Source organism: Myxacorys chilensis (assembly GCF_059505265.1).
Window position 1 is genome coordinate 1 of the sequence record NZ_JCACKG010000025.1, and the last position, 26,445, is coordinate 26,445.

General features: G+C 49.4%; 28 protein-coding genes. 13 read left to right on the forward strand and 15 right to left on the reverse strand.

From position 1 onward, the window contains the following. The first annotated feature begins 85 nt into the window (after positions 1 to 85). The 8 genes from vapB (at position 86) to AC5JLB_RS01305 (ending at position 2,760) form a co-directional block, all read left to right on the forward strand. Entirely contained in the window at positions 86 to 310 is a 225-nt protein-coding gene (vapB, locus tag AC5JLB_RS01270) for a type II toxin-antitoxin system VapB family antitoxin (protein ID WP_495872043.1), read from the forward strand. Then, positions 307 to 621: a type II toxin-antitoxin system VapC family toxin gene (locus tag AC5JLB_RS01275; RefSeq protein WP_495872044.1), complete on the forward strand. Its 315-nt coding sequence runs from the start codon at positions 307 to 309 to the stop codon at positions 619 to 621. The genes vapB and AC5JLB_RS01275 overlap by 4 nt, the downstream gene beginning before the upstream one ends. Before the next feature lie 226 nt (positions 622 to 847). Continuing rightward, positions 848 to 1,183, forward strand: coding sequence for a hypothetical protein (locus tag AC5JLB_RS01280; protein WP_495872045.1), 336 nt, complete (start codon positions 848 to 850; stop codon positions 1,181 to 1,183). A gap of 201 nt (positions 1,184 to 1,384) precedes the next feature. After that, a complete protein-coding gene (locus AC5JLB_RS01285) occupies positions 1,385 to 1,594 on the forward strand; it encodes a type IIL restriction-modification enzyme MmeI (protein WP_495872046.1) in 210 nt (69 codons plus the stop codon). Positions 1,595 to 1,695: 101 nt separating this feature from the next. Next, positions 1,696 to 1,935, forward strand: coding sequence for a hypothetical protein (locus AC5JLB_RS01290; protein WP_495872047.1), 240 nt, complete (start codon positions 1,696 to 1,698; stop codon positions 1,933 to 1,935). Positions 1,936 to 1,950: 15 nt separating this feature from the next. Then, positions 1,951 to 2,238 (forward strand): type II toxin-antitoxin system RelE family toxin, encoded by a 288-nt coding sequence (locus AC5JLB_RS01295; RefSeq protein WP_495872048.1) that lies wholly within the window; start codon positions 1,951 to 1,953, stop codon positions 2,236 to 2,238. A 29-nt stretch (positions 2,239 to 2,267) separates the two neighbouring features. Further along, entirely contained in the window at positions 2,268 to 2,504 is a 237-nt protein-coding gene (locus AC5JLB_RS01300) for a hypothetical protein (RefSeq protein ID WP_495872049.1), read from the forward strand. A gap of 52 nt (positions 2,505 to 2,556) precedes the next feature. Further along, positions 2,557 to 2,760 (forward strand): DUF2281 domain-containing protein, encoded by a 204-nt coding sequence (locus tag AC5JLB_RS01305; RefSeq protein ID WP_495872050.1) that lies wholly within the window; start codon positions 2,557 to 2,559, stop codon positions 2,758 to 2,760. Positions 2,761 to 2,927: 167 nt separating this feature from the next. Here the strand turns inward: AC5JLB_RS01305 and AC5JLB_RS01310 are convergent, their stop codons facing one another. Then, positions 2,928 to 3,134: a hypothetical protein gene (locus tag AC5JLB_RS01310; protein ID WP_495872051.1), complete on the reverse strand. Its 207-nt coding sequence runs from the start codon at positions 3,132 to 3,134 to the stop codon at positions 2,928 to 2,930. 229 nt (positions 3,135 to 3,363) lie between these two features. Here AC5JLB_RS01310 and AC5JLB_RS01315 point away from each other — a divergent pair, with 229 nt between their 5' ends. Beyond that, a complete protein-coding gene (locus AC5JLB_RS01315) occupies positions 3,364 to 3,693 on the forward strand; it encodes a hypothetical protein (RefSeq protein ID WP_495872052.1) in 330 nt (109 codons plus the stop codon). Positions 3,694 to 3,810: 117 nt separating this feature from the next. On the opposite strand, the gene AC5JLB_RS01320 is transcribed toward AC5JLB_RS01315, so the two are convergent. The 4 genes from AC5JLB_RS01320 to AC5JLB_RS01335 form a co-directional block, all read right to left on the reverse strand. Continuing rightward, on the reverse strand, positions 3,811 to 4,104 hold the full coding sequence (locus AC5JLB_RS01320) for a hypothetical protein (RefSeq protein WP_495872053.1): 294 nt from the start codon (positions 4,102 to 4,104) through the stop codon (positions 3,811 to 3,813). Positions 4,105 to 4,139: 35 nt separating this feature from the next. After that, a complete protein-coding gene (locus AC5JLB_RS01325; protein ID WP_495872054.1) occupies positions 4,140 to 4,811 on the reverse strand; it encodes a phosphoribosyltransferase in 672 nt (223 codons plus the stop codon). Positions 4,812 to 4,909: 98 nt separating this feature from the next. Next, positions 4,910 to 9,142 (reverse strand): GAF domain-containing protein, encoded by a 4,233-nt coding sequence (locus AC5JLB_RS01330; protein WP_495872055.1) that lies wholly within the window; start codon positions 9,140 to 9,142, stop codon positions 4,910 to 4,912. A gap of 58 nt (positions 9,143 to 9,200) precedes the next feature. Next, complete coding sequence (locus tag AC5JLB_RS01335; protein WP_495872056.1) at positions 9,201 to 13,793, reverse strand: PAS domain S-box protein; 4,593 nt, start codon at positions 13,791 to 13,793, stop codon at positions 9,201 to 9,203. Positions 13,794 to 14,320: 527 nt separating this feature from the next. On the opposite strand from AC5JLB_RS01335, the gene AC5JLB_RS01340 reads away from it, so the two are divergent. Next, positions 14,321 to 15,031, forward strand: a complete 711-nt coding sequence (locus AC5JLB_RS01340; RefSeq protein ID WP_495872057.1) for a uracil-DNA glycosylase — start codon at positions 14,321 to 14,323, stop codon at positions 15,029 to 15,031. A gap of 38 nt (positions 15,032 to 15,069) precedes the next feature. Here the strand turns inward: AC5JLB_RS01340 and AC5JLB_RS01345 are convergent, their stop codons facing one another. The 4 genes from AC5JLB_RS01345 to tyrS form a co-directional block, all read right to left on the reverse strand. Then, positions 15,070 to 15,723, reverse strand: coding sequence for a hypothetical protein (locus tag AC5JLB_RS01345; RefSeq protein ID WP_495872058.1), 654 nt, complete (start codon positions 15,721 to 15,723; stop codon positions 15,070 to 15,072). Positions 15,724 to 15,783: 60 nt separating this feature from the next. Next, positions 15,784 to 16,389 carry a hypothetical protein gene (locus AC5JLB_RS01350; RefSeq protein WP_495872059.1) on the reverse strand — a complete coding sequence of 202 codons (606 nt, stop codon included), beginning with the start codon at positions 16,387 to 16,389 and terminating at the stop codon, positions 15,784 to 15,786. An 83-nt stretch (positions 16,390 to 16,472) separates the two neighbouring features. Continuing rightward, a complete protein-coding gene (gene pyrF, locus AC5JLB_RS01355; RefSeq protein WP_495872060.1) occupies positions 16,473 to 17,186 on the reverse strand; it encodes an orotidine-5'-phosphate decarboxylase in 714 nt (237 codons plus the stop codon). Positions 17,187 to 17,189: 3 nt separating this feature from the next. After that, a complete protein-coding gene (gene tyrS, locus AC5JLB_RS01360) occupies positions 17,190 to 18,398 on the reverse strand; it encodes a tyrosine--tRNA ligase (protein ID WP_495872061.1) in 1,209 nt (402 codons plus the stop codon). Between the two features lie 344 nt (positions 18,399 to 18,742). Here tyrS and AC5JLB_RS01365 point away from each other — a divergent pair, with 344 nt between their 5' ends. Next, a complete protein-coding gene (locus AC5JLB_RS01365) occupies positions 18,743 to 20,653 on the forward strand; it encodes a transglycosylase domain-containing protein (protein WP_495872062.1) in 1,911 nt (636 codons plus the stop codon). A gap of 103 nt (positions 20,654 to 20,756) precedes the next feature. Here the strand turns inward: AC5JLB_RS01365 and AC5JLB_RS01370 are convergent, their stop codons facing one another. Both AC5JLB_RS01370 and AC5JLB_RS01375 read right to left on the reverse strand, forming a co-directional pair. Further along, the gene (locus AC5JLB_RS01370) at positions 20,757 to 21,074 is read right to left on the reverse strand and encodes a DUF1825 family protein (protein WP_495872063.1); all 318 of its coding nucleotides are present in this window, start codon (positions 21,072 to 21,074) and stop codon (positions 20,757 to 20,759) included. 143 nt (positions 21,075 to 21,217) lie between these two features. After that, on the reverse strand, positions 21,218 to 22,117 hold the full coding sequence (locus AC5JLB_RS01375) for a J domain-containing protein (protein WP_495872064.1): 900 nt from the start codon (positions 22,115 to 22,117) through the stop codon (positions 21,218 to 21,220). Positions 22,118 to 22,305: 188 nt separating this feature from the next. Between AC5JLB_RS01375 and AC5JLB_RS01380 the strand changes: the two genes are divergently transcribed. Both AC5JLB_RS01380 and AC5JLB_RS01385 read left to right on the forward strand, forming a co-directional pair. After that, complete coding sequence (locus AC5JLB_RS01380) at positions 22,306 to 22,713, forward strand: SHOCT domain-containing protein (protein WP_495872065.1); 408 nt, start codon at positions 22,306 to 22,308, stop codon at positions 22,711 to 22,713. Positions 22,714 to 22,725: 12 nt separating this feature from the next. After that, positions 22,726 to 23,268, forward strand: coding sequence for a ComEA family DNA-binding protein (locus AC5JLB_RS01385; RefSeq protein WP_495872066.1), 543 nt, complete (start codon positions 22,726 to 22,728; stop codon positions 23,266 to 23,268). Positions 23,269 to 23,362: 94 nt separating this feature from the next. Here AC5JLB_RS01385 and lepB read toward each other — a convergent pair whose 3' ends face one another. From lepB to AC5JLB_RS01405, 4 genes are all read right to left on the reverse strand, one after another. Further along, on the reverse strand, positions 23,363 to 23,929 hold the full coding sequence (gene lepB / locus AC5JLB_RS01390) for a signal peptidase I (protein ID WP_495872067.1): 567 nt from the start codon (positions 23,927 to 23,929) through the stop codon (positions 23,363 to 23,365). 196 nt (positions 23,930 to 24,125) lie between these two features. Next, positions 24,126 to 24,578, reverse strand: coding sequence for an HNH endonuclease (locus AC5JLB_RS01395; protein ID WP_495872068.1), 453 nt, complete (start codon positions 24,576 to 24,578; stop codon positions 24,126 to 24,128). Beyond that, positions 24,565 to 24,807: a hypothetical protein gene (locus tag AC5JLB_RS01400; RefSeq protein ID WP_495872069.1), complete on the reverse strand. Its 243-nt coding sequence runs from the start codon at positions 24,805 to 24,807 to the stop codon at positions 24,565 to 24,567. Before AC5JLB_RS01400 ends, AC5JLB_RS01395 begins: the two co-directional genes overlap by 14 nt. A 267-nt stretch (positions 24,808 to 25,074) precedes the next feature. After that, positions 25,075 to 26,061, reverse strand: a complete 987-nt coding sequence (locus AC5JLB_RS01405; protein ID WP_495872070.1) for a hypothetical protein — start codon at positions 26,059 to 26,061, stop codon at positions 25,075 to 25,077. Between the last annotated feature and the right edge of the window lie 384 nt (positions 26,062 to 26,445).

The following is a 26,445-nucleotide window of genomic DNA, read 5'->3' on the forward strand; positions in this document are numbered from 1 at the left end:
TCCAAGCCTATCACCTTTCCCTTTTCCGCCGGTCTTATTTAATCCACGTTCCTAATCAAAGATTTCTAATCAAGGAGGGTAGAGGATGATCTCGGAAGCAGCCATTTTAGAGACTCTTAAGAAGCTGTCAAATGCTGCAAAGCTGGAGGTACTTCACTATGCTGAGTTTTTGGTAGCCAAAGAGTTAGAGAATAGCGTTGAAAATGCTGAAAAGAAGCGTCAAGCAGGTGCTTTGAAAGGAACGTTCGTTCTACCACTCCCTGATGATTTTGATGAACCTCTTGACGATTTTAAGGAGTATATGGAATGAGTCTGCTACTGCTAGACACTCATGCGTTTATTTGGTTCTCGGAAGGCGATGCCAATGTATCAATTGCACTAAGAGAGCAGATAGAATCGGCTAACCAAGTTTGTGTGAGCATTGCTAGTTTCTGGGAAATAGCTATCAAGCTCCACATCGGCAAACTTGCACTTCAGACTGACTTTGCAACGATCGAGGCTAAACTCGCTCCCGCAGGAATTACGTTGCTGCCGATCTTGTTCATCGATACTGTTCAAGTTCGTCATCTTCCGTTGCATCATCGAGATCCATTTGGTTGCTTCGCAGTTCCTGAAGGGTAATCGCCTTTTGATTGCTCAAGCCATTAACCGAGCAATGACTGTAGTCAGCCGAGATACTCACTTTGATGCTTATCCAGTTGAACGATCGTGGATATAGAAAAGCCCAAATTTTCTACTCTCATGGCTCGATTTTGCACAGAATTTTTGTAAACGAAGCAGCAAAAAGCCTGATGATTTGACTTCTGAGGGCGATGGTTGAGGCTCAGAGCTTGGCGGTTGGAGCAAATTGCTCGACGTTCCGGGTTCTGAGCTTCATTTTTGGAGCAAAAAGCCTGAAGTTTCGAGTTCGGAAGGCGGAGTTCCGGGTTCGGAAGGTGAAGTTCCAGGTTCGAAAGGCGGAGTTCCGGGTTCAGAAGGCGGAGTTCCGGGTTCAGAAGGCGGAGTTCCGGGTTCGGAAGGTGAAGTTCCGGGTTCTGAGGGCGAAGTTTTAGGTTCGGAAGGCGGAGTTTTAGGTTCGGAAGGCGAAATTTCGGGTAAAAAGGTCGAAGGTTTGCGTTCAACACTCAAAACGTTGAGATTAGAACGTAAGCAGTTGCCTAATACTCTCGGCATTCCGGGTTGAGAGCCTGTAGGTTGGAGATTGAGATGGAAACACGGAACGTCAAGTCTGTGTCTATCCGTCGATCGTGTTGTTTGCCCTTCCACTAAACTTCTTCTATGCCAGCTACGCCCGAAAGCCTCCAGAAATTTGTCCGTTACTGTCAGCAGCATCTCAAAGGTGATGAGAAGGGGGAGTCACAGAACTTTCTCGGTCACGCTTCACGTGTGCCAAAGGCAACGCTTCTTTCAGGCGTTTGGGCACGAAGGGGCGATCGAGGCAGGGGCAACGCTGGAGCAACGGGTGAAAAAGGGCAGCAAAAAAGGGAATACGGGCTTTGCAGATCTGGCTTGGAAGCCTCATTTATTGATTGAGATGAAGAAGCGGGGTGAAGATCTCAACAAGCACTCGATGACTTACTCGAAAAACTTCTGACGTTAAACTTAGAACTAGCAGACAAAGAAAAGCGAGGCGAGGCAGTAGTTGGACCCTGCGCTCCGACGCAATCAATATCAACGTCTTGAGAGGTAATCACCGTGACGACAACCATCAACCTACAAATCTCCTCAAAAGCCCTCATTCAAGCCGTGACCTCACTTGATCTTGAGTCCAAACAACACTTGCTCGATGTCATCGAACAGCAAGTCTTTGAAGCCGAAGAAGCACGCTACGTAGAGGACTCTGAAACGCAAGCTGAAATGGAAGCCGTCAAAATTGAGTACCAACAAGGCGAATTTATGACTGTTGATGACTTTATTCAGGCACAGTCAAGCTGAACTGGGGCAAGTAAGATGTCTTACTCAGTTGTTATTTCTAAGTCAGTTCAGAAGCAGATCAAGCAACTTCCAGCCTCGATCAAGCTAAAAGTGCAAGAGAAAATTGTATTGCTTCAATCAGACCCTCGCCCTTCTGGAGTTGTAGAGCTAAAGGGCTACGAAGGTCAGTACCGATTGAGAGTTTGTGACTATCGCATCAGATACGAAATCCTTGAAGCCTCGAAGATTCAGATTTTCAGTGCAAACATCGGAGTGATGTCTATAGAACTTAGTGAACCGACTGTGCAGCGATCGCTTGGATAATCAGCAAATTATCAGTTATCAGGAGGTTTATGAGTAGCCCAATCATCACAAAAGTCATTGAAGAAATGAATGATTTACCCGATGACTTACAACATCAGGTTTTGAACTTTGTTGTGACTCTGCGACAGCAACATCTACAACCCTCTGGTGATGCTTGGAATGTGCTGGAATCCCTCACTGGAACTGTTGAAGCTCCTACCGATTGGTCAGCCGAACATGATCATTACCTCTACGGCACACCTAAACGGCAGGAAACCGAATCATGACGGTCAGTATGAATCTAATAGCTGTTTAAGAAGCTGTTCAGGAAAGTGTGGCATGAATCTTAGCGTTAAAGAACAACTACTGAGAGAGATACAAAAAACACCTGACTCTACACTCAAAGAAGTTCTAAATTTTCTACTGTTTATCAAGACTAGAGAACTTCAACAAGAGCAACTAGAGATTAGCCTGTTAAGCGAACCAAGTTTGGTAGAAGAGTGGCTGACCCCTGAAGAGGACGAAGCATGGCAGCATTTGTAAAAGGCGATATTGTCGTTTGTAGTGCAATTCCTTCGGAGAGCTAAGCCAATACACTCCAAGCCTCGCCTTTCACCTTCCGATCTCGAAATTCCGCCCCTTTAACCCGAAACTCCGCCTTGCGAACCTGGAACTCCGCCCTTCAAGCTTGAAGCTTCGCCTTGCAATCCTCACCCTTCGCCTTCTGAACCTGGAACTTCGCCCTCAGAGTCTAAAACTCCGCCTTCCGAACCCGAAACGCCAAGATTAGAACCCGAAACGCCACCTTCCGAACTCGGAACTCCGTCTTCTGAATCCAAAATTCCGCCTTCCAAACCTAGACCTCCGACCTCCGAACTCGGAACTCTGAGATCAGAACCTGAAACATCGCCTTCCAAACCCGAAACTCCGAGATCAGAACCTGAAGCCCTGTCTTCGGAACCCGCCGCAAAGAAACGAACCCTCGCCCTTCACTGTTGCTAGAATTTATCCTTAATTTAGATCCATAACTTTCCTCAATTTACCGTTATCGACCGACTTGAGCGAATCGCTTAACTTAGAGGTGTCAACAACGAAAGCCGCATCAAACAAGGCTTTCCGAAGCTTCTCAAATAGGAGACACCTGAAATGAAACGTCAATTCTTAGCAATTTTGGCTTTGACCTCGATCGTCGCAGGCAGCACCGCCTTATCATTACCCGCACAAGCCGGGGCAACCTGCCGCGAAGCACCCGGCAAATTTTCTTACGATCGCAAAGACTTCAATTACTGGGAACATCCCTTCGCTTGCGATAACAATATCGGCAAGATGTCACAAGGTCAGGCAAATGCCTTCTGCAAAACGATGTTCGGTTTTTATGCGATTGGAAAGTTTGTAACTGCAAAAGGTGTTCCCCGGAATCCGCACATCTGGGGACATCTTAATAACCGTCTCTGCGTCTACAACACCAACAAGTGAGCTTGCAGCGATCGCACATCTGGCATCGATGGGCAGCGTCCGAATCAATGCCAGATGACCTCCAAATCAGTTCAATCCCGACTCAATCCCTTGGCAGAACGGCTCCTGACATCTAGATCAGGAGTTACGAATCAGATCGGCGACGCCGTACAAGCTAATTAATAACAGAACTGTAGCCGCTACCTGAGTCGGGCGAGGGCGAGGCTCTGAAACTCGGGCTTCTCTCACCAAAATCGAGGCACAAGCGCCAATGGTGTAAATCAACCCCAGCAATAGATAGGGCGATTCTGGAATCACAAGCCATACGGCAAACAGTACCATCGACAACGCCAGCATGATCGTCTCAATCAACTGAGGGGGATTGTATTGCCCCATACTCAACCCAAACCAGAAATTGCGCCACAGCCTCATCGGTCTCTCCGTCAACTTGCCTCTATTAAGGTTTATCAGGCTTGAGTACTCTTGTTCAAGTAGTCAAGGGCTTCTTCTGTCGAAAGTTGAGGAAAAGACTGATAAAACCGACTCACACTCAGAAATCGAGTGGGCGTTGCCAGCACGATCACGCGATCGCACCACTCCTTTAGCACATCCCTCATTGACTCAGGCACCACTGGAGCGCAAATCCAGATCTCACGAGGATTTTGCTCTCGCAGCGCTTTCGTCGCCACTGCGATCGTCATTCCCGTCGCAATCCCGTCATCAACCAGCAGCGCGATCGCGCCTTCTGCGCTCAAACCGGGACGCTGAGAAAATTGCGCTAACTGCTGTTGAGCTTTGATTTGTGCCCGTTCCACCACTTCCTGCCATTCATCTGGACCAATCGAGAGCCGAGTCGGGGTTCGGATGATGTGTCCATCGGCCGTCACGGCCCCGATCGCCAATTCCGGCTCACTCGGACGAGTAATTTTTTTCGCCACCAACACATCAAGCGGGCACCCAAGCGATCGCGCTACCGGCAGCGCGATCGGCAATCCCCCTCTTGGCAATGCATAGACAATGCTCCGGTGCGGCTCGGTCACGGTTTGCATTTCTTGTAAAACGGCTTGAGCCAGTTGCACCCCAGCCGCGTCGCGATCGCTAAATAAAATCGGATTTTGGGCACTTTGGAAGAGTTGCATAACACCTCCTCATTGAGAGCAGCTTTATCTTTAGCATAGGTGGATCAGCAACGGATGGGGTGCCGTTTGCAAATTAGGGGCGTTGGCCTAACATTGAACTAACGTTGGTGCTGTCTGACCAGATTCGAGATCGCCCACATCAATGCCTCTGACTCTACAGGCTTCGGGGCATGATGCTGAAATCCAGCCGCGATCGCTTGCTGCCGATCGTGGTCTCCCGCATAAGCTGTCAGAGCGATCGCCAAAACGTCTTTACCGTGAGGCATAGCGCGGATCTGTTGGATCAGCGCATAGCCATTCATATCGGGCATCCCAATATCACTGACCAACACATCAAACCTCGTTTGCCCAAAAACACGCAATGCTTCGGCGGCGGAAGACACAGCGGTAACGATTGCCCCTGCCTGCTCCAGAATGAAGACAACCAATTCGCGAGAATCTGCCTCGTCATCGACCACCAGCGCCCGAAGATTGGTCAGCAATGGGGCAGGAGTTATGAGGCGTGAGACAGGGCTATCATCCTGGATTGGGTCGTCTGTCTTCATCAGGGGCAACCGGACGGTCAAAGTTGCGCCCAGTTCTTCGCCAAGACTATCTGCCCCAACCGTGCCACCATGCAGTTCGACCAGATGACGCACGATCGCCAGCCCTAACCCCAATCCGCCAAACTTTCGAGTGGTCGTGCTATCTGCCTGACGAAAATAGTCAAACACATGGGGCAAAAAGTCAGGGTTAATGCCTTTGCCAGTATCGCTCACGGTGATTTGAGCATATTTGGCAATTGTCCCGTGTCCGTGATCGTCTTCCACTACTGAGGACAGCTTGATTTCAACTCGCCCTCCGGGTTGGGTGAACTTAATCGCGTTGGTCAGAAGGTTCCAAATGACCTGCTGGAGGCGACCCGCATCACCCGAAACTTGAATCTGGGAGCCGGGAGTTTGATCGGTAGTTTCTTCAAACTGAAGGTCAATCGATTTCGCGATCGCGGACAATCGCACCGTTTCAATCGCCGCTTGAATGGTTTCTGCAAGATCCACGGCAGTCGGCGTGAGATGCAGCTTGCCCTGTAAAATCCGGGAAATGTCTAACAAATCTTCAATGAGTTGCGCTTGCATTTTGGCATTGCGTTCGATCGTATCGAGCGCATGAGCCGTTTTCGTAGCATCCAACTTGCCGCCGCGCAGCAGCTTTGACCAGCCCAAGATCGGATTGAGCGGCGTTCGCAGTTCGTGAGACAGCACCGCGAGGAACTCATCTTTGACTCGGTTTGCCGCTTCAGCCTGACTGCGGGCACTTTGTTCTGCTTCATAAAGATGGGTACGCACGATCGCTTGGGCACACTGCTGCGCCAGCGACAGAATGAACGCTTGATCCTCTTCATTCAATTGTTGCGGCTCGCTGAACCCAAAAGACATGCCGCCGACTGCCCGACCTTCTACTATCAGGGGCACTGAGATCCACGCCCCAAGATTGTGCTGAGCATATTGCTTCGTCAAATGAGGATAGCGGACTGCGCGTGCGGCTGAAGGCTCCGCCCAAATCGGTTCTCCAGTCCGTACGGCTTGGGCTAAGGGAATGGGTGCATTGAGAGAAAACCGCTCAAATCCCTCAAACTGGTTGGCGGTGCCCCCAACGGCGCGAACCATTTCTAGTTCAGTGCCGCTTTCGTTTAGCAGAGCAATCATCGCAAAGTTCGCACCCAAGGCAGCAATGCCCTGATCCACAATGACTTCAGACACTTGTGCTGGCGTGAGTGACTCAGACAGGGCAGCCGTCACAGACTGAAGACGGGAGACTCGCTCGGCTGACTGCTCGGCGGCTTGTTGGGCTTGCTGAGCGTCTTGAAAAAGGCGAGCATTGTCGATCGCGATCGCGGCTCGGTGAGCAATATCTTCTGCCAGCGTCAAATCTGATCCGCTGTAGCAACGATCGGATTCAGCCGTCGCCAACGTAATGGCTCCTAAAATCTGTCCACGGGCTATTAGGGGGCACATAATGCAAGACTTCAATCCGAGTTCGCGCAGAAGACTCAAATGTTCTGCATCCTGAGCCAGTCGCTCTAATATTGCATCTGGAATCTCAGCCACGATTTCTGCTTGTCCGGTTCGTAGAACTTTGGATACTCCCTCTGCCTCAGCAAGCTGTTTAGGATAGCGCCGATACACTTCCCAGGCTAAATTCACCTTCTCTGCATCGCAGTGAGCCACAGCGACCCGATGAATGGATTGATTGTCCTGGAGCAGATCAACCGCGCACCAGTCGGCAAAGAACGGCACGACCAAATCGGCAACGCTTGCCAAAGTGCGTTCATACTCCAGCGAGGATGCCAGCGCCATCGTGACTTCCCCTAAAAATGACGATCGCCGCTGGTCGGCTTCGGCTTCTAGGCGGGCAGTTTGCTCTCGAATCAGTTGAGCACGTTCGGCTTCGGCTTGTTTGCGCTCTGTAATGTCTTTGTTGATGCCCACCAAAAAGAGCGGATTCCCAGCTTGGTCGTACACCGTCTTTGCAGTCGTTTCGATCGGCAGTGCCGAGCCATCTTTGCGCCGACAGGAAATTTCACCACTAAAGGCTCCAGTTTCCTCGATCGACCGAATAATCTCAGCTGTCCTGGTGAGTTGAATGTCTGGATGGTGGAAAAAATTAAGGGGTTTGCCGATCGCTTCTGCTGCCGAGTAGCCAAAAATCTGTTCGGCGTTGCCCAGCCAGCGTTGAATTTTGCCCTCCAAATCGGTCAACAAAATGGCATCCGGCATCTGCTGCAACGCCGCATCTGAAATTAGCAATTCTGCTTCAGCTTGTTTGCGCTCTGTAATATCGTGCATGACGACCACCGCGCCTTGAACATCTGCGTCTTCAGAGTTGCGCTTTGTGCGAATCGCTTGCCCACTGGCAAGCAGCGTCCGGGCGGTTCCGTGCTTGGGCGCAATCACCATTTCAGCGTTGTCAACCGATAGTCCTTGCAATGCCCGAAACAGCGGAATCTCGGCTTTAGACATCCGCGTCTTGCCATCTGGCAGGTAGAGGTCATAGTACTCTGCCCATTGCTCTGGCGGCAGCGGCTGCTCTGGCAATCCGTGAAATTTTCGGGCTGCCCGGTTAAATAAGGTCAGAACTCCCTCAGCATTACACGCTACGATGCCTGCCTGAACGTTATCCAACAGTGCCTGGAGTAATTCTTGTTCTTCCTGAAGGGCGGCTTGGGCTTGCTGCCGCTCAGCAATTTCTAGCTGAAGCAATTTGTTGGTGTTAGAAACCTCAGCGGTGCGTTGCTCAACTAGATGTTCTAACTGACTTTGCGCCTGTTGCCGTGCCACCTCGGTTTGCTGACGCTCTAACTCAGTTGCGATCCGCAGCGCAAAGATGGGAAGCAATGTCTCGGCAAGCTGGACGTTTTCAAGGGGCTGGCTGTGCATCACGCCTAGCAGCCCGAGGGGTGTGCCAATAGAGTCATAAAATGGAATGGCAATATAGCTTTCGACGTTCAGCGGTTCCAACAAGGGAGCATTGGGAAAGCGAGCTTGCACCCCCTTGGGATAGCAGCACATTTTTCGCTGCCGAATTACCTCTTGACAGGGAGTATCTTTCAGCAAGTAGGCAAAGTTATCAATGATCTGACCGCGATCGCAGGCAGCGATCGTTTGAATCGTTTCTAAATTTTCTTCCGCTAATAAGCCAATGTAGGCGTAGTCTACCCCTAAAACTTTTGTGAAATGTTGAACTAGGGCATAGAAAAATGCCTCGCCTGTAACGGCAGCGACTCCCTGAGTCATCTCTAACAGGGCAGCATCAATTTGGGATATTTTACGTGCGGTGAGCCGTAGCTCTAGTTCATCGACCACCATTGCTGCTAGATCTACCAGCGTTGCTTGTTGGTCAGTGGTGAGGGCAGGGCGCGGTTTTGTATCGAGTAAACAGAGCGTGCCTAAGATATAGCCATCCTGGGTGAGCAAAGGCGCACCTGCATAGAAGCGCAGTCCCGGTTCATTTAGCACGAATGGATTGCAGGTGAGGCGATCGTCTTGGCGGGTGTCCGGAATCACTAACACATCGTTAGACAACACAGCAAAGCTGCAAATAGTAGCATCCCGTTGGACTTCGCGAAGGTCAAAGCCATAGCACGACTTAAACCAAGCCCTCGATTCATCGATCAGAGACACCAAGGCAATCGGCATATCAAACAGACGCGCTGCCAATGCCGTAATGCGATCGAAGGCGGCTTCAGGCAGAGTATCGAGAATTTGATAGCGCCGCAGTGCCTTTAACCGCACCGCCTCGTCGGTGGGTAGCGGACTGGTCATTGGGGTTGGCTTTGGCAAGGCTTCAGTCATAGCGTTAAGGGAGCGGTTAAGTCAGAATCTAGAGCAGCAAGGACGATTACTTTGATTACTAGTCGGTCTCGCGATTAAGCTGTGTCGCCAACGCCGCGATCGCGGCGATCAACATCTCCGGCTCTACAGGTTTAGAAAGATGCCGTTGAAACCCTGCCGCGATCGCGTGTTGAGCATTGATTTCTCCAGCGTACGCGGTGAGCGCGATCGCCAAAATCTGCTCGCCCTGCGGCATGGCTCGAACTTGCCGAATCAGCCCATACCCATCTATCTCTGGCATGCCAATGTCACTGACTAGCACATGGGGTTGAGTCTGGGGCAGCGCGGCTAGAGCAGCGATCGCAGAGCCAACGGAAGTGACGGTCGCACCCGCCTGCCTCAAAATAAAGGCACTCAATTCTCGCGTGTCGGTGTCATCATCGACTAACAAGATTCGGAGATGACTGAGGGGATGGGGTGAGGAAGTCGAGGAAAACTGCACTTCATTTTGCATCGTTTCCTCTTGTTTGAGCAGAGGCAGTTTAACAGTGAAGGTTGCGCCCTGCCCCTCTCCGGCACTTTCAGCCCCAACCGTACCGCCGTGCAGTTCGACCAGATGCCGCACGATCGCGAGTCCTAACCCCAAACCGCCAAACGTTCGAGTCGTCGTCCCATCGGCCTGGCGGAAGTACTCAAACACATGAGGCAAGAAGGATGCGACAATGCCTCTGCCCGTGTCATTGACTTGAAGTTGAGCGTGCGAAGCAGTGTAATTCAACCGAATCTCTACCCGCCCGCCTTCAGGCGTAAACTTGACAGCATTAGATAGAAGATTCCAGATCACTTGCTGGAGGCGAGCAGAATCTCCTAACACCTGTCCGGCAATTGGTTTTAGTAGGGTATGAACTTGAATTGACTTGGCTTCTATTGCTAGTCGCAGGGTTTCAAGTGACGCCTCAAGGGTCGCCTCAAGATTGACCGGAGCCATCTTGAGGTTGAGTTTGCCTTGCAGAATTCGAGAGACATCCAACAGATCCTCAATCAGTTGGGTTTGCAGCTTGGCGTTGCGCTCGATCGTCTCCAGCGCATGAGCCGTCTTTATCGAATCCAACTTGCCAGCGCGCAGCAGCTTTGACCAGCCCAAAATCGGATTCATCGGCGTGCGCAACTCGTGAGACAGCACCGCCAAAAATTCATCTTTGATGCGGTTGGCAGCAACTGCTTGCTCTCGTGCGGCTTGTTCACGGGCAAGCAATTGCTCACGCTCAGCTTCAGCACGCTTCGTTTCGCTAATGTCGCTGACTAGCACGACAAAGCCTTCCACCGTTCCTTGAGCGCCAAAGCGAGGAACATAATTGACATGGACGTAACGAGTGCCAACGGACGCGTAAGGCACTTCAGCTTCAAAGCTGGCTTGCTGCCCTGACAAGACCTGTTCAATATGCGGACGAATCACATCGTAAGCCTCTTCTCCCAAGACCTCGCGCACATGCTTGCCATAGATCTCGTTGGCAGAATGACCAAACCACTCTTCATAGGTGTGGTTGTTAAAGCGGTAGCGTTGTTCTGAGTCTATAAACGAGATCAAGACAGGCAACGTGTTGGTAATCAAACGGAGTTCTGCTTCTCGTTGCCGCAGAGCCTCTTCGACCTGTTTGTGGTGGGTAATGTCGATCGCGGTTCCGATAAAACTCATCACCCGCCGGGACAGCCCTTCCCCCTCGAATTGCGTCAGCCCATTCGCTAATACCCAACGCTCGGTTTGATCAGCCCACACGATGCGGTACTCAATGTCATAAGTCCCCAAACTTCCAGGATCGATCGCCGCGTTGATCGCCTCTGCGACACGCGCTTGGTCATCCGGGTGAATGCGATCCATCACGGCTGAGAGCGGCAGCAGCACCACGTCAGGCGGCTCACCCCAAATCTCGCGCATCCGCTCGTCTAGCTCGACGAGGTTCGTGCCAAGGTCATAGCGCCACATTCCCAGGCGACCTACCCCGATCGCAAGCTGCGCGCGTGCCTCACTTTGACGCAAAGACTCTTCTACTTGTTTACGATCGCTGATGTCAGCAAGTGCGCCAGGAAAGGCGACGGGTCTGCCCTGCGAGTCATACTCAACTCGACCTCGCGCGGCCACCCAGCGCACCTCGCCCGTCACCGTCTGAACGCGGTACTCTGTGACAAACTCCCCGCCTGTCTCGATCGCACGATAAATTGCCGCTAAGATGCGAGGTCGGTCGTCCTCGTGGATCGCATTGATAAACTGCTCTAGCGGTAGACCCATCGCCGCCTCGTTTGGGTCAACGGCAAAGAGGCGAGCGAAGGCTGCATTGACGGTGACGCAATTCTCTAGGATATTGAACCGCCAGGTGTAAATTTCTCCAGCTACCAGAGCAGACTCTATCTGCACATGGGCATCCCGCAACGCTTGGTCGGCTCGCTTGCGATCGCTCACATCGATCGTGACCCCCAGAACTTGATGAGGTATCCCGTCTGCAGTGCGATTGAAAACAACACTTTGAGAATAGAACCAACGCCATGCACCATTGGCATGGTGAGCCTGATATTCAATGCTGAGCACCGCATCCTCTGGCGCTGTAGAGAATTCTTCAAAGTAAGCGTAGACACGCTCTAAATCGTTGGGGTGAACAATGGTCGGAACCACAGCCGTTCCCATTGCCTGAACTTGCTCAGGGGTGTAGCCCAACAAGTCTGTAATTTGGCGATTGGTGTAAGTAATTCGCTGTTCGATCAGATCATGCACAAATAAGATACCAGGCATGGTTTCAGCAATTTGCTGCCGATAGCGCTGGCTTTCCTCTAACTGGGCTTCGATCGCTTTCCGTACAGTGATGTTCTCAAACACTAATCCCAAACATTGATTGGGTAGCGAAAATGCCTTCAAGCTATACGTTCCTGCGGTAATGCCGTCCTCACTGTATTGCACTTCTCCTAAATCGAGCGATCGCCCCGTTTGCACAACGTCGGCATACTGTTGAACCAGCGGCGACTGCACAAGAGCCGGAAAATGCTCTGCCATCCTAGTGCCAATCAGCGATTCAAAATCAACCCCTGTAGCAGCCGAGGCCGCCGGGTTAGAAATTAGCAACCGGAAGGAGCCGAGATTGCAAACGTCTTCTAGCTGCCAGACCACAATTCCAACTTGGACGTCGCGAACGACGCTGGCGTAAAGCTGCAAGCGCTGCTCTGCCTGTTTGCGTTCAGTGATGTCCCGATGAGTGCCCCAAGCTCGCACTAGCATTCCATCTTCAATGACGCCAACCAAGTTATTCAAGAAGACCTTGGGGTTGCCAGATTGATCAACTTCATAAGATTCGGCGTCAATCAGCCGATAGCCTGATCCAATAAAGGCTTTTAGATAGTCAGTATTGTGAGCGTCCGACTGAACGAGAAACGCGCCGAGCTTGGCTCCAACAAGACCTTGAGGTGAAGAAACACCATACATCTGCGCCATCATCTGATTACACTCTGACAGATAGCCATGTTGGTAGAAGCGCTGAATCTGCTCGTCTTCGGAGCAGCAAATCGGCACGGGTTCTTCCAATTCAAAGCACCAAATGGCTTCCGAGCTTTGCGCAATAAATGCTCGATAGCGTTCTTCGCTGCGTTGAAGTGCTATTTCAGCTGGTTTGGGTTCAGTAATTTTCGTTTCATAAGCATTAGCATTGGCAATGACCGTAGCGACATTACTCGCGATTAAATCAAAGAAGCCTCGATAATCGTCATCAAATTCTCGTCGAGGACTAATGCCCAGCACTAGCAGTCCAACGACTGGCTGCCTTGGTCCTGACGGGCGTAAGGGCAAGACGATCGCAGCATCGGGTGCATCCTCCCATCCGCCTTCCGGTAGGGCTTTCAACTGAGCCGTCAACCCATTAATCTGGTGAGCCTGACCTGTGGTTTTGACCTCCGTCAAATGCCAAACATCTGTTGCTGTCGCTAAGTCCACCTGTTGCGGACTCGCGATCGTTCCCGCTTCCATTCCCGCTGTGCCTGCTAAATACGCTCGACGGCCTCCAGCCTCAACCACATACAGCAACGCAAACGGAAGGTCATAGGAGTTTTGTGCCAAGGTTTCTACAGTCAGCGTACAGGCGGATTGCACCGTTTCTGCTTGACCCGTGTTAACAGACAGTTCCCGCAACGTTTTTAGCCTGCGATCGCTCAACACTCGCTTTGTCGTCTCAGTACAAGTGCAGAATACGCCTCCGATCCCTCCACTCTCATCTTGAATCGGGCTGTAAGTGAAGGTAAAGTAGGTCTCCTCGGCATAGCCGTTCCGAGTGACAATCCGTTGAACATCTTCTAAACAAGTAGACACACCCGTTTCTCGGACGCTGTCTAAGAGAGAAGCCATCCTATTGCCATCCTCTGCCCAACATTCGCGCCCTGGCCGACCCAAACACTGAGGGTGATTCGTCTGTTCTAGAAGGCAATAGGCATCGTTGTAGAACCACAGGTAGTCACGTCCCCACCAAAGCGCGATCGGTTGCGGAGACCCCAAGCAGAGGCTGACGGCGGTTCTTAAGCTTTGCGGCCACTCGCTGATAGCACCTGTTAAGGGTTGCGACCCGTCAGCGTTGCCCCACCCGAAGCGTTCCCGCAGCATTGCCCTCATTTCGCCCTCGCCTGCAAATAGACTCTCCATTTCTGCTGTCTTTCCGCCGTCGATCACAGTCCCTCTCTAAAATCTTTAATAAAATACCGAACCGGTCATAGCTGCTGACTCGCGGGGTCATTGGAGACGAAGTGAATTCTCCGATTAAGACGACCTTCAGAAGTGCTTACAACGTGCTCTTGAGACAATTCAGTCAGGCAATGAATCTACTGAACCAAGCTGATAACCTCAGGCTATTGGGGCGATCGACTGCGCCCGAACCTAATTTATCTTTGCATTAGACCACACAAACCAAAGCGTGACTTACACAGATATTGTCGTGGGTTGTCTACCGAAAGTTAGAAGCTCTCGTCTATTGTAAGGTGAGTTAAGTTGTAAGGTGAGTAAGTCAGGCCGCTTCAGAAAATTTCCAAACCAACGTTCAAATCAGTAGGCGCTATGCGGCTCGATTTGTCCGGCTCCACCTAAAGCAAGTTTTTCAAGCTAACGCGATTGTCTTAAAATTTATTAAATTATTAAAGAAGAGTTGCCAAGCTCGGAGAACACACGCGCGATTCATGAGTAACGAAGAACAAATCAATCTATTTGATGTCACCCCTACCGCTCCTGCTAGTTCCCTAGTAGCAACCCCGGTTGACTTTGACCCCGACTTGATCCCCACCAGCGCCAAAGTGCCGATTCCGACCGGGACGTATGACTCCATGGCGAAAATGGCAGAACACTGCAATCACTGCCATCGCTGTGACTTGGGCGAATATCGAACCAATGCGGTGATCGGACGAGGAAATCTTAAAGCTCCTATTTTGCTAGTCGGTGAAGGACCAGGACAAACTGAGGATGAAACCGGATTACCCTTCACGGGCAAGTCAGGGCAATTGCTTGAAAAAATCTTGGCATCGGTCAATCTCACGACAGAGAACGATGTGTTTATTTGCAACATTGTCAAGTGCCGCCCACCCGAAAACCGAGTGCCAACCACCGATGAAGCGAATGCGTGTAGTGGCTACTTAAAAGAACAAATTCGCATGGTTGACCCAAAAATTATTCTGCTGACGGGCGCAACCGCAATGAAGAATTTAGTCGGTATTAAGCAAGGAATTACAAAAGTTCGGGGGCAATGGATTGAGCAAGATGGGCGATTTTATATGCCGATCTTTCACCCCGCCTATCTGTTAAGAAATCAGTCCCGTGACAAGGGCGGCCCCAAGTGGTTGATGTGGCAAGATATTCAAGCGGTGAAAGCTAAGCTCGATGAACTGCGATCGTAACGGCTACTGTATTTCTTGAGATACTGTATTTCTTGAGATTATGACTCTACGGGTGGCAACTTAACAACCACACCAAATTTCTTCGATAGTTTCCGAGCATGTTCAACAAAGTTGGTTTCTCTATCGGTTTGTCTGATAATTGGCAATGTAGTGCCTAAAACGGCAAGAAAATAAGCCTTGATTCTTTGAGGTCTTCTCCTATAAACGACTTTGACCTCATCTTGAAGATCGCTTAAGTAGACGCTGATAATATCTCGACGCTCATCCGGCAATTCTTCTACAATCCTTTGCAGGGCATCGAGGGAGTTAATAATTTGCTCAACATCTTGAAGTAGGATTTGCTGAGGTGTAGATCTAACGCCAACTGACGGTTTAGAAAATTCATCTACCTGCCCAACCGACGCCTCTGCTTTAGCAACTTCATCAGCCGGACTGCTCAGTTTCTCTAACCCTTTTAGCTGCTCTAATATTGCCTTTCCCTTGTCTGTTAGATAGGCCCGAACGATCTGAAACTCTCTCGTACTATTGTCATAAACCTTAGCCACTTTCAGATATCCATCTTCCGCCATCGTGTCTAGATAATATCGAAGCATTTGCATCGATGATCCTAGCGCGCTGGCAATCCCTTCCCCGGAAATTGTTCCGCTGTTGACCACTTGCAGAATTCTGATTTGCTTGTCGTTCAATGCCATTGAGGGGTGCAATTCCTATAAACGCTTTTGAAGTCATCACCTTGGGTTAGGACTGTCATTCTATCCGGTTTTATCCAATAAGTTGTTAGATTTGATCGGTCGAACAACTCCAGCATTACAATCTCGCAACCAAGTCCGAATCGCCTGACCTAAAATGCCCTGACTACTTTCTCTGGGCGGTGATTCGCCCAAAGCACCTTTGGAGTTTGCAGCCACTGGTGCTTTCGGATAGGTGCCGATCTGGCTAAACAGAAGGGCGAGTTGCCACTCACTCCCAGCTTTTGTCAGAAACAACCAGTGAAAGCCTTGAAGATAAACCTCTGTGTCTCTACTACGCGGACGACCCAGAGTTTGCCGTTCTAGCGTCGTAATGAAGACTTGACGCAAATTTGGGTCAGGCTTGCCAGAGGAATTGCCTAAACTCGCAGCTCCATCTGGGCTGAGCGGAAGCGGTTCAAATTCAGGTCTACCTGCGGTGAGGACATAACTGCGATTTGGATTTCCTCTAGGCGTTGATCGAGCGATGACGCGATTGGTGTAGCTGGCGAGATTGCTAAGCATTAGAGCGACAAGCGGTTCGACTTGGGAGGGGCAAGCGTATCGGGGCGGCGGCGCGGCGGCGCTTTTAGAAGCAAACGAGATTAGAACCGTGAGGGTTAAAGACATAGTCTCGATTGCTACGCAAGCTGCCAAAGGCATCGCGAACACCCTCCGTCCCATCGACCTCCGCCAGCCCTCATCACCCATACCTAACCTCCAATTTCCTCACAGATTCGCTCAAACGCTTTAGCTGGGTCATCTGCCGCCGTAATCGGACGCCCAATCACCAAATAGGTTGATCCCGCTTGAATGGCTTGAGCAGGAGCCATGTGCCGCTGTTGATCTCCCGATGCTGCCCAAGTCGGTCGTACGCCTGGCGTAACTAGAACAAAGTCATCGCCGCAGGTTTGTCTTAGTTGCTGCACTTCTTGCGGAGAACACACTGCGCCTGCCAAGCCACTTTCCTGGGCTAAAAGTGCCATGTTAAGCGCATATTCTGGTAACTCTAGCGGCACTTTTAGTTCAAAAGCCAACGTTCGAGCCGAAATACTGGTTAACAGGGTAACGGCGATTAGTTTAGGAACGGGCAAGCCCGCTTGTTCAGCACTGGTTTGCAGCGCCACTTGCGCCTGCTGCAGTCCGGCTTTTCCGGTTGTGGAATGAATGGTGACTAAATCGACACCATATCTCGCGGCTGCTGCACACGCACCCGCGACGGTGTTGGGAATGTCATGAAATTTTAGATCGAGAAAGATGCGCTTTTGCCGCTCTTTTAGACGCGTCAGAATGGTTGCACCACTGCTAACAAATAGTTCTAGCCCGACTTTCCAGAAGGTGACTTGCGGCAGTTGGTCGAGCAGCGCGATCGCATCTTCCTCACTCGCTACATCCAGGGGAACAATAATGCGCTCAGAAATTCCCATACGTTATTCCACAAATCGAACAAATTTATTTTTACCAAGCTGTAGCACTTTTCCGAGCAATTCTTCAGGAGATGCAAAGGTCAGATCGACCTGATCCACCTTCTGACCGTCTAACTTGACCGCTCCGCCCTGAATTTGACGCCGCGCCTCCGAACTGCTCTTACACAGCCCTGTCGCGCTGACGAGATAGAAAATTTTGGACGGAAACTGAACGGCTGAGAGTGAAAACTCTGGGACAGCCTCACTCTGACTACCTGCTCCTTGAACCAGATTGATCGCGGCGGCTTGAGCTTCCAGAGCGTTTTCTTTACCGTGATACTGAGCGGTAATTTCTAGAGCAAGGAGTTTCTGACGATCGCGCGGCTGCTCTGGTAGCTGATCTAACGGCAGATTGGTCAGCCGCTCAAAATATTGCTCAAGTAGCGCATCTGGAATTTTTTCCAGCTTCGAGTACATACTGAGCGCATCCTCCAACAGCCCAATGTAATTACCTAGGGACTTCGACATTTTCTGAACGCCATCGGTTCCGAGCAGAATCGGCATCAGCAGACCAAACTGAGGCGTCTGCCCAAAATGGCGCTGCAGATCTCGACCGACCGCCAAATTGAACTTCTGATCCATGCCGCCAAGTTCCACATCAGACGCGATCGCAACCGAATCGTAGCCCTGCATTAACGGATAGAGGAACTCATGGATGTAGATCGGTGTCCCTTCTTTATATCGCTCCGCAAACCCTTCCTTCGCCAGCATCTGCCCGACTGTCATCGTCGCCAGCAACTCTTGAATCTTTGGTAAGTCAAGCGTCGATAGCCATTCCGAGTTATAGCGCACTTCCAGTCGTCCGGGCGTGTCGAAATCTAGAATGGGACGCACCTGATTGAGATAGGTTTCAGCATTTGCTTTCACCTGCGCTTGAGTCAGCTGACGCCGTACTTCCGACTTCCCGGTCGGATCTCCGATTTGCGCTGTAAAATCTCCAATAATCAACACTGCCGTATGTCCGGCATCCTGAAACGATCGCAGCTTTCGGAATACGGTACTATGCCCCAAGTGAATATCCGTACCCGTCGGATCGATCCCGAACTTAATGCGGAGAGGACGGTCAGCCTGCTCAATCCGTTTGATCAGATTCTCAGTTGGGCTATTCGACTCTGGCTGATCTGGAAAAATTTCACTGATGCCCCGGTACAGCCAAGAAAAATTGGTTAGCATACGTTGTTTGATACAAAACCGCGATACCATCTGCTCTGAGGTAGAAGATGCTTCTCCTTGTTAAAATTCAAGGATTATTCAGCCACACTACTATAATTGGGGCAATCTTTGACCCTATTTCATAACCCTAGCCCACTATATTGGAGAACTGCCTATCCGCACCCCCTCAACTGACTTTCTCACCTGACTTTACAGAAACTTTGTTTCATTTTGGGAAGTCTCATTTATCCTACTAAAGTTATCTTTGATACCCGTATCAAAATCCTGCTTCAACAACCGCCAATTTATAGCTAGAGCATTCCTCCAGCTACCTTCGTTGCCCTTTTGAGAATAGAGAGATCACCGTGTCGTCTAACACCATCAGACAAAAGCAACAGCGTGAACCTGAATCCACGGGTCAATTTATCCGGTCAGTCGCCAAGGTTACAGGAGGAACTCTACTTGGACTCACGATGCTCTCTAGTGCGATCGTGGCAGGTGGGCTGGTCGGCTTAGCCGTCAGCTTCCGCAACTTGCCCGATGTGCGCGTACTTCGAGGCTATACCCCAAGCGAGACGACTCATATTTATGACATCAAGGGTAAACCACTCGCCAGCATTCACGGGGAAGCCAATCGGGAAGTGGTCCCGCTTGATAAAATTTCTCCTCACCTTAAGCGAGCGGTGATTGCGATCGAAGATAGCTACTTCTATTCCCACAGCGGCGTCAACGTTGGGGCAGTGGCGCGGGCGACAGCAGCAAACTTCAGCACGGGTAGAACGGTAGAAGGTGGTTCTACCCTAACGATGCAGTTGGTGAAAAACCTGTTTTTGTCACCCAAACGCGCGTTTAGCCGAAAAATTGCAGAGGGCGTTCTAGCGCTGCGGATTGAGCAGATTTTCAAAAAAGATCAGATTCTAGAGATGTATCTCAATCAGGTCTACTGGGGTCACAACAATTATGGAGCGCAGACCGCGGCGCAAAGCTACTTTGGTAAACCCGTTTCAGAGCTAAATTTGGCGGAATCGGCCATGATGGCAGGTCTAATCCAGTCGCCGGAAGCGCTGAGTCCATTTGCCGATCTTAAAAGTGCTAAGAAGCGGCAGCGAGAAGTGCTGCATCGCATGACCGAACTGGGTTGGATTACGGCGAGCGAAGAAGAAGCCGCCCGAAAGCAGCCCATCAAGCTCGGCAAAATCACGTCATTTCAGAAGAGTGACATGCCTTACGTCAGTGATGCGGTCGTTCAGGAACTTACTAAGAAGTTTGGACGCGACGCCGTGCTGAAGGGCGGAATGCGGATTCAAACCACGATTGATTCTAAGCTGCAACGCATCGCAGAAGACACGGCCAGTAGCTGGATTGGCAGACTCAATGGCATGGGAGTTTACGCCGATCAAATGGCGATCGTATCGGTAGACCCGCGCACCCATTTTGTCAAAGCAATGGTGGGCGGAGTGGACTTCAAGAAGAGTCAATACAACCGCGCCATTCAAGCCTTGCGTCAACCTGGATCAGCGTTCAAGCCGTTTGTCTACTATGCGGCACTGGCGTCTGGTAAATACGGTGCTGACTCGACGGTATATGACAGTCCTGTAGGATACCCAGATGGGTACGACATGTACTATCCCCAAAACTACGATCGCACCTTTGGCGGAGCCATGCCTCTGCGTCGTGCCCTAGAGCAGTCGCGGAACGTTCCGGCTGTGAAGCTGGGTCAAGAGCTTGGCTTAAACAAAATCGTTGAGATCTGTCGCAGCATTGGCATCAAGAGTCCCATTGATCCGGTCATTTCGCTACCGCTTGGAGCCGTTGATTTAACACCAATGGAAATGGCGGGCGCTTATGCCACGTTTGCCAACAACGGCTGGTACTCCGAGACGACGTTAATTGCCCAAGTCAGCGATAGTAGCGGAAATACGTTGCTCGACAATACGCCTCGACCGAGACTAGTTCTTGATCCGTGGGCATCGGCATCGCTCAATGATGTCCTTCAGGGGGTTGTCTCACGCGGAACCGGAACCGCCGCGCAAATTGGGCGTCCGGCAGCAGGTAAAACAGGAACTACCTCGTCTGAGCGGGATATTTGGTTTGTGGGCTATGTGCCACAACTAGCAACGGCGGTTTGGGTTGGTAATGATGACTATACGCAGTTGGGTCAAGGCGCAACAGGCGGTAGCTATGTCGCTCCGATTTGGCGCGACTTTATGTCACAGGCATTACAAGGTGTGCCGGTTGAAAAGTTTAGACCCGCTTCTGACTTCGATCGACCTTGAACAAGTCTTAAACAAATACAGAAATGGACGAGCGAACATCTTGGGCGTTTAGCAAAAACGGTCAAACTCAATCGTCCATTCAAAATCGTTTTCTATAAAAATCTTATTTATCAATTTGTGATTTCATTCGCTCCAACGTTTGATTCATCTGATCAAACATTTGTTGTGGCGTAATACCAAATTGGTTAAGCTGCGTTTTCATCTGCTCAACGGTCATTTGAGCCGTGAAATCTTCGGACAGCTCAAAGCGTTTCATAAAAATTTTGTAGCGATCCATAATGGCTTCCATCTGCTCGATAAACAGAAGTTTGCCTTCGCGATCGAACTTGCCATAGCTGCCGCCTAGGTTTACAAGCGACTGATAATCATCAAACAGTTGCTTTGCTTCTTGTTGGACAATCTCGGAGTCAAAAAATCCCATTGCTCTAAAGTGGCTTGAGTAGCTGAATAGGAGTTGATTGGGGTATCTCAATCAGGCTCTATTGCTTATCTTAATGCAGCCCTCTACTCACGATAAGTAGGGCTTTCACTACCTGAAGCTGGGAAGATTGTTGGCATTTGACTCTAGGGGCGAAACAACCCAAATAAGCTGCGTCTTTTCCTAGAAGTAGGGAGCAACTGAGAAGAACTTCCTTGCAAATTTAATTTTGCGGCAAATTTCAGTGCCAACAGTTCTGTCGGATTGAGTTTAAGGGCTTGACGAAAATGCACGGTCGCCATTCCCGTCATGTTTTGACGCAGATAAGCTAATCCTAACAGCGAGTGATATTCGGCTTGATTGGGAGCAATTTTTAGGGCATCTCGAAGTTCGAGTACGGCTTGTCCCCACACTTCTTTTTTGATGTAGCACTGAGCGCGATCGTAGTGCCGCCGAGCATAATCAATCTCAGAGCCACTCTGATCCGTCGGAGTAAAAATATACTGAGCGACAGGCTTAACGTCTGACGCCGCGACTAATCCCGTCCGTTTTTCTCGAACAAACAAGTCGCCCATCTTCCGTTGCAGGTAGATCAGATTCAATTCGCTAAGCTGTTGGGACACAGGATGAAAGCGCTCCAACGAGCAAAATTGAGCGTCAGCAAGCTCTGCGATCGCTTGTTCATAGAAAGTTTCTACTTCATGCGCAGGTTTGCGCATAAGCTGTTGGGCAACCTCACTCTGAGGCACCAACGACGATCGCAGCAGTCGCCTCGCCTGAAGCCGCAGCGTCGCCATCACTTCAGCCCGCCCCTTTTCCTGTTTAATTTTCTCGTAGGCTGGATTGATCAGCCGCGCAAACAGCCCATTGGCAAAGTCGCGCTCAGCAGGATCGGCAGAGAGATAGTGATCGGGATGCAGCACTTTTGCGATCGCGTGGTAGCGTTTTAGCACCCGCCGATCATCGGCAGCTACAGACACGCCCAACACGGCATAGGGGTCTGAGAGCTTCTTCAACCAGTCGGGCGAGAAGGTAGATGAGCGCATCGAGGTGGCCATCCTCAAGGGTGGGTACAGTTGGGCAATCTACTTTAAAAACAAAATCCGCTATAGTTGCACTCTGAGGGGGTAGAGTATCAAGGCAATCAGCATTAGGGCTTTGCAAGGATGAGGCTATACTTCTATGTACTCAACTTGGGCCGTGTAAACCGGAGAATCGGACGAAATCGACAGCCATGTTAGCGAAACCAAGAAGTCGGAGAATTGCGGCGCTTTTGGCATTAGCAGGAGCGGTTCCTATATTTGGTGGCTTTCATCTTGCGGGGTTGCACAAACTCTATTTAGGACAGCGCTGGTGGTGCCTCATCTATGTTGCATTTGCCCTAACCGGAAGCAAAGCCGCCTGGATTGCCGGCGTGTTTGATGCGATCTTTTATTTAGTTCAGAACCCCGATGAGTTTGATGCGAATTTTAACGAGGGTGAGCTTTTGGAAGCGGGGGCTGGCATGTTTGGAAAAGCCTCTGAGCCTGTCAGTACGATCGCAGAGACGTTACGAGATCTCGATCGTCTGCGAGAAGATGGCTTAATTTCGGAGTACGAATTTGAACAGAAGCGGCGAAAGCTGCTAGAAAAAATTCAGTAAGAGTGAAGGGAAATGGGCTTTCTGAATTGGTTAACGTCTGGCTCAGGAGGAGCGGCTCAATCCCTGAAGTCGCAAATTCAGAATGATCCTTACTACCGATTCCAGTCGTTGGAAGAAATTAAGCTAGCGGCCTCGCTTGGCATTCAAATCGATGTCAATCAAGCCAATGTAGATGACTGGCTAAGACTTCCGGGGCTTTCAATCCATCAGGCTAAGATGCTGGCTCAACTGAGCGCTTCAGGAGTTCAGTTTTTCTGTGCGGAAGATGTTGCGGCTGCGTTAGGCATGTCGGCTCAGCGCATCAAGCCATTAGAACCGATTATGAGATTCTGTTATTACGATCCAGAAAGTTTGGTTCAAATTCGGCGCGTGAATTTGAACACGGCGTCTCCAGAGGAGTTAGCGCAAATTCCGGTCATGAAACCTGTGTTAGCCCGCGCGATCGCACGAAATCGAACAACCAACGGCAATTACAAAAACCTGGTTGATTTACAAGAACGCCTATCGTTGCCCAGCAAAGTAACAGCCGAGCTGATGCATTATTTGAATTTCTAGACTGGATCTACGCATTGGCAAGGGATTTGGTAGCGGATGAAGGCTTCGGGGTTCCAATTAGATGATTCATCTGTTGCAAAATCCGCTGCAAGCACTACACGCCACCAATTCGATCAAACGGAAAGAACCGGAACAACGCTCGCCCAATAATATAGTCTTTCGGCAAGAATCCCCAGACATGGGAATCATTGCTGTTGTTGCGATTGTCTCCCATTACAAAAAAGCTATTCTCAGGAACTCGAACTGGACGCAACGTGTATTTTGGGGGTTCTGCAATGTACGGTTCTTCCACCTGCACGTTGTTGATTAAAACCTTGCCATTCTTCACTTCAACCGTTTGTCCGGGTTCACCAATGATCCGCTTGATGAAGGCTTGATCTTTAAGATATCCCTGTTCTTGTAGCTGGGGGGGTGGATCAAACACAACAATTTCGCCCATTTCTGGATTCCGAAACCGATACGAAAGCTTTTCGACCACTAAGCGATCGCCAATCCTCAGCGACGGAATCATTGAGTCAGAGGGAATAAATCGAGGCTCTGCAACGTACGATCGCACCATCAGCGCCAAAATCAGCGCGATGACCAGAATTTGAATATTTTCCCACCACACTTTCCATGTCGGAGTTGGAGTCGGCGTATCGGTTGTCGGTTCGTGAGTCATAAAGGAAGTTGCAGTGAGCGTTACTGATGAGAGCAGCGCTGGTTGATCAAAGTACTTTCGCTATTCTACCTTTGACAGTTCTTCAAATCCTCTCTAACGGCAAAATGCAGCGGCGGCTAGTAACCTTGAACGCTTGCCGATAACCTTTGCGCCGTTCGCGCCAACCCAGTGTTAGCTGTCTGGTAACAATACAGCTTCAAACTTGGCGCGGATCATCTGCTGGTGGATGTAACCCGGTTTTTATCCAAAACCGTCTTGTTTCTCGAATGGAATCGTTCTCCGGATAACGGGTATCGTTTAAATCAAGACGAATGCAGGTTGCACGACCAATTGGTGTAGTTCCTTCAATAACAAGACCTTGATCTAGCCAGACAAAATGCTCTTCCCACTTCTGCTGACGAGGATTGAAAATAGGAACGATCTCTTGAGTCTCCGAATCAATACCCGCTACAAAGTTGTAACGCCTCTCATTGCAACGACGACAGGCAAGCGCAAGGTTATGAAGGACATCAGAACCGCCTAAAGATTTTGGGATAATGTGATCAACGGTAAACCGATTAGCACTCAACCGTTCTGGAGAATGGCAATACTCGCACAGATATTGAGCACGTTTTCGGATAGCCTGCTTGAGTTCATCACTGATTGGCATTTTGAGCAGCAAGCATCGCGTTGATATGAGTAAAAATGCGATCTAGCTCTCCGATCGCCTCTAATTCAGTGATCTCATCTGGAGTTATCTGATCAGCCTTCTTCTTTTCCAGAAGGTTTTCCATTCGCAGTTGAAGAGACTCACTAAACTTGAATAAATTCCAATCACCAACTTTTTCAAGCTGAATCTCATGAATCAATGAGGACGGTTTATTGAGAGTTGTAACCATTTTCACTCTTATTACGCTGTCATCTATGCTAGAAACCTTGAAACTTAATAGCTAGCAAAATTATAACTTTTTCCCCTTGCCATAACAGCCACCCCAAATGAAGAAGACAGCTAACGGTTCAAATCAGCGGCGGCAAGTAATCTTGAACTAACCACCAGAGGTTTACAACCGACTGCTGCATTTGAATGGTTAGGCAGCGGTCACCAAAGCGGGTGAAGCTGGGGAGTAACCTAACTACAGTCGAGCGATTGCATTCCTTAATTTCTTCTACTCTTCAAAATCGAATGTAATAGATAATGCTGATGAGATAGGGCTCGTTTTTTGGCTCATTATTCCGAGCATAGTTTGAAAATTTGGAGAATCAGCAACTAATCCTTCTTTGCCATCTATGAATAAATCACAGATAAAGGTTTCCATCGTCCAGCCAGCGCCAGATTCTTGATCGGAAAAATTCTTGTTAAATGCATCTTTGATATCCTTGTAAGACGGCGAATAATTAACTTCTTTGTCTTGAAAATTTGCATCTAAAAAAGGTTTTGAGATTACTCGACAACCAACCTTATTTTCGTCAATAGTTGGCCATCCCTCAACCGGAATTTTAATTTCCCAAGGGATTAGCGAAGGATTGTATAAAAGATAATGAAGTGTGATGTTATGATGGCTTGAAAACACTCTCATCGCCTCTTCCTGCTTACTCTTCAGTTTAAGAGCCTTATACTTTGATGCCTCAGAATACTTTAACAATGTTGTTTTTACTAATTCACGATGTTCTTTTTCAGTAACCAATAATCTTCCCAAACCAGCGCGAAAGTATGGATCTTGGGGCTTATATTTTAGAGAACTCGCATAAAGCTTTTTTGATTGAAGAAAAGTTAATTTGCTTCGTGTGATTCTCCCATTTTTTCGGAACATAGCCATTAAGCCGATATCTGCCACCTCCCAAGTTCGGAAATGTCTTCCGCCTCCAATGAAATGTGCATCAATTCTTAATGTCCAATTTGAGTTAAACTTAATAGCTCCTTGCATATGTGCAAAGTGAGATATAAACAATAGATCCAAAGCCTCTTCGTGAGCATTTGGGAACGTTGAAAGCTGAAAAGATATCTTCCTATTACATTCCCAAAAAAGTTGCTTTAGGAAATTTTTAACGTCATTAGGCAAGATGAGATCGGGGCGATCAGTAAAATGAATATATTCTGCTGAATCATTAGATGATTGAACTGGGGCCAATGAATTTTCTGACTTTTCGCTCATATGCTTAGAACAATAATGAAGTTATTCTACTTTTGGTAGTTAAGTATCCTACCAATATTGAGCTTATGACATAAAGCAATAATGCAAGCAATTCTTTAAAGAACAGGATCTAAGGCTCTGCCTAACTCTGTTTAGGCGGGTTTGACCCGTCCTGTTCTGTCTAACGCCCCTAAACGGAATCTTATGCAGATCATCATCTGTATAAGATTCCAAATTGGAACGGTATCCAAGATTGCTGTCTGCATAACACCCTGACTTAAGTGATTAGACAGACAGCGATCGCTATACCGACTCTGTGCGGCAGTTTATGCAAAACTTCATCCGTATAGTAGGGCGAACGCATACGTTTCTTCATAATTTGCGGGAAGGTTTAGAAGGCTGAGA

Coding starts and splice junctions, on each gene's coding strand:
- vapB (WP_495872043.1), top strand. CDS start 86: ATGATCTCGGAAGCAGCCATTTTAGAGACTCTTAAGAAGCTGTCAAAT.
- AC5JLB_RS01275 (WP_495872044.1), top strand. CDS start 307: ATGAGTCTGCTACTGCTAGACACTCATGCGTTTATTTGGTTCTCGGAA.
- AC5JLB_RS01295 (WP_495872048.1), top strand. CDS start 1,951: ATGTCTTACTCAGTTGTTATTTCTAAGTCAGTTCAGAAGCAGATCAAG.
- AC5JLB_RS01300 (WP_495872049.1), top strand. CDS start 2,268: ATGAGTAGCCCAATCATCACAAAAGTCATTGAAGAAATGAATGATTTA.
- AC5JLB_RS01305 (WP_495872050.1), top strand. CDS start 2,557: ATGAATCTTAGCGTTAAAGAACAACTACTGAGAGAGATACAAAAAACA.
- AC5JLB_RS01315 (WP_495872052.1), top strand. CDS start 3,364: ATGAAACGTCAATTCTTAGCAATTTTGGCTTTGACCTCGATCGTCGCA.
- AC5JLB_RS01320 (WP_495872053.1), bottom strand. CDS start 4,104: ATGAGGCTGTGGCGCAATTTCTGGTTTGGGTTGAGTATGGGGCAATAC.
- AC5JLB_RS01325 (WP_495872054.1), bottom strand. CDS start 4,811: ATGCAACTCTTCCAAAGTGCCCAAAATCCGATTTTATTTAGCGATCGC.
- AC5JLB_RS01330 (WP_495872055.1), bottom strand. CDS start 9,142: ATGACTGAAGCCTTGCCAAAGCCAACCCCAATGACCAGTCCGCTACCC.
- AC5JLB_RS01335 (WP_495872056.1), bottom strand. CDS start 13,793: ATGGAGAGTCTATTTGCAGGCGAGGGCGAAATGAGGGCAATGCTGCGG.
- AC5JLB_RS01340 (WP_495872057.1), top strand. CDS start 14,321: ATGAGTAACGAAGAACAAATCAATCTATTTGATGTCACCCCTACCGCT.
- AC5JLB_RS01345 (WP_495872058.1), bottom strand. CDS start 15,723: ATGGCATTGAACGACAAGCAAATCAGAATTCTGCAAGTGGTCAACAGC.
- AC5JLB_RS01350 (WP_495872059.1), bottom strand. CDS start 16,389: ATGTCTTTAACCCTCACGGTTCTAATCTCGTTTGCTTCTAAAAGCGCC.
- pyrF (WP_495872060.1), bottom strand. CDS start 17,186: ATGGGAATTTCTGAGCGCATTATTGTTCCCCTGGATGTAGCGAGTGAG.
- tyrS (WP_495872061.1), bottom strand. CDS start 18,398: ATGCTAACCAATTTTTCTTGGCTGTACCGGGGCATCAGTGAAATTTTT.
- AC5JLB_RS01370 (WP_495872063.1), bottom strand. CDS start 21,074: ATGGGATTTTTTGACTCCGAGATTGTCCAACAAGAAGCAAAGCAACTG.
- AC5JLB_RS01375 (WP_495872064.1), bottom strand. CDS start 22,117: ATGCGCTCATCTACCTTCTCGCCCGACTGGTTGAAGAAGCTCTCAGAC.
- AC5JLB_RS01380 (WP_495872065.1), top strand. CDS start 22,306: ATGTTAGCGAAACCAAGAAGTCGGAGAATTGCGGCGCTTTTGGCATTA.
- AC5JLB_RS01385 (WP_495872066.1), top strand. CDS start 22,726: ATGGGCTTTCTGAATTGGTTAACGTCTGGCTCAGGAGGAGCGGCTCAA.
- lepB (WP_495872067.1), bottom strand. CDS start 23,929: ATGACTCACGAACCGACAACCGATACGCCGACTCCAACTCCGACATGG.
- AC5JLB_RS01395 (WP_495872068.1), bottom strand. CDS start 24,578: ATGCCAATCAGTGATGAACTCAAGCAGGCTATCCGAAAACGTGCTCAA.
- AC5JLB_RS01400 (WP_495872069.1), bottom strand. CDS start 24,807: ATGGTTACAACTCTCAATAAACCGTCCTCATTGATTCATGAGATTCAG.
- AC5JLB_RS01405 (WP_495872070.1), bottom strand. CDS start 26,061: ATGAGCGAAAAGTCAGAAAATTCATTGGCCCCAGTTCAATCATCTAAT.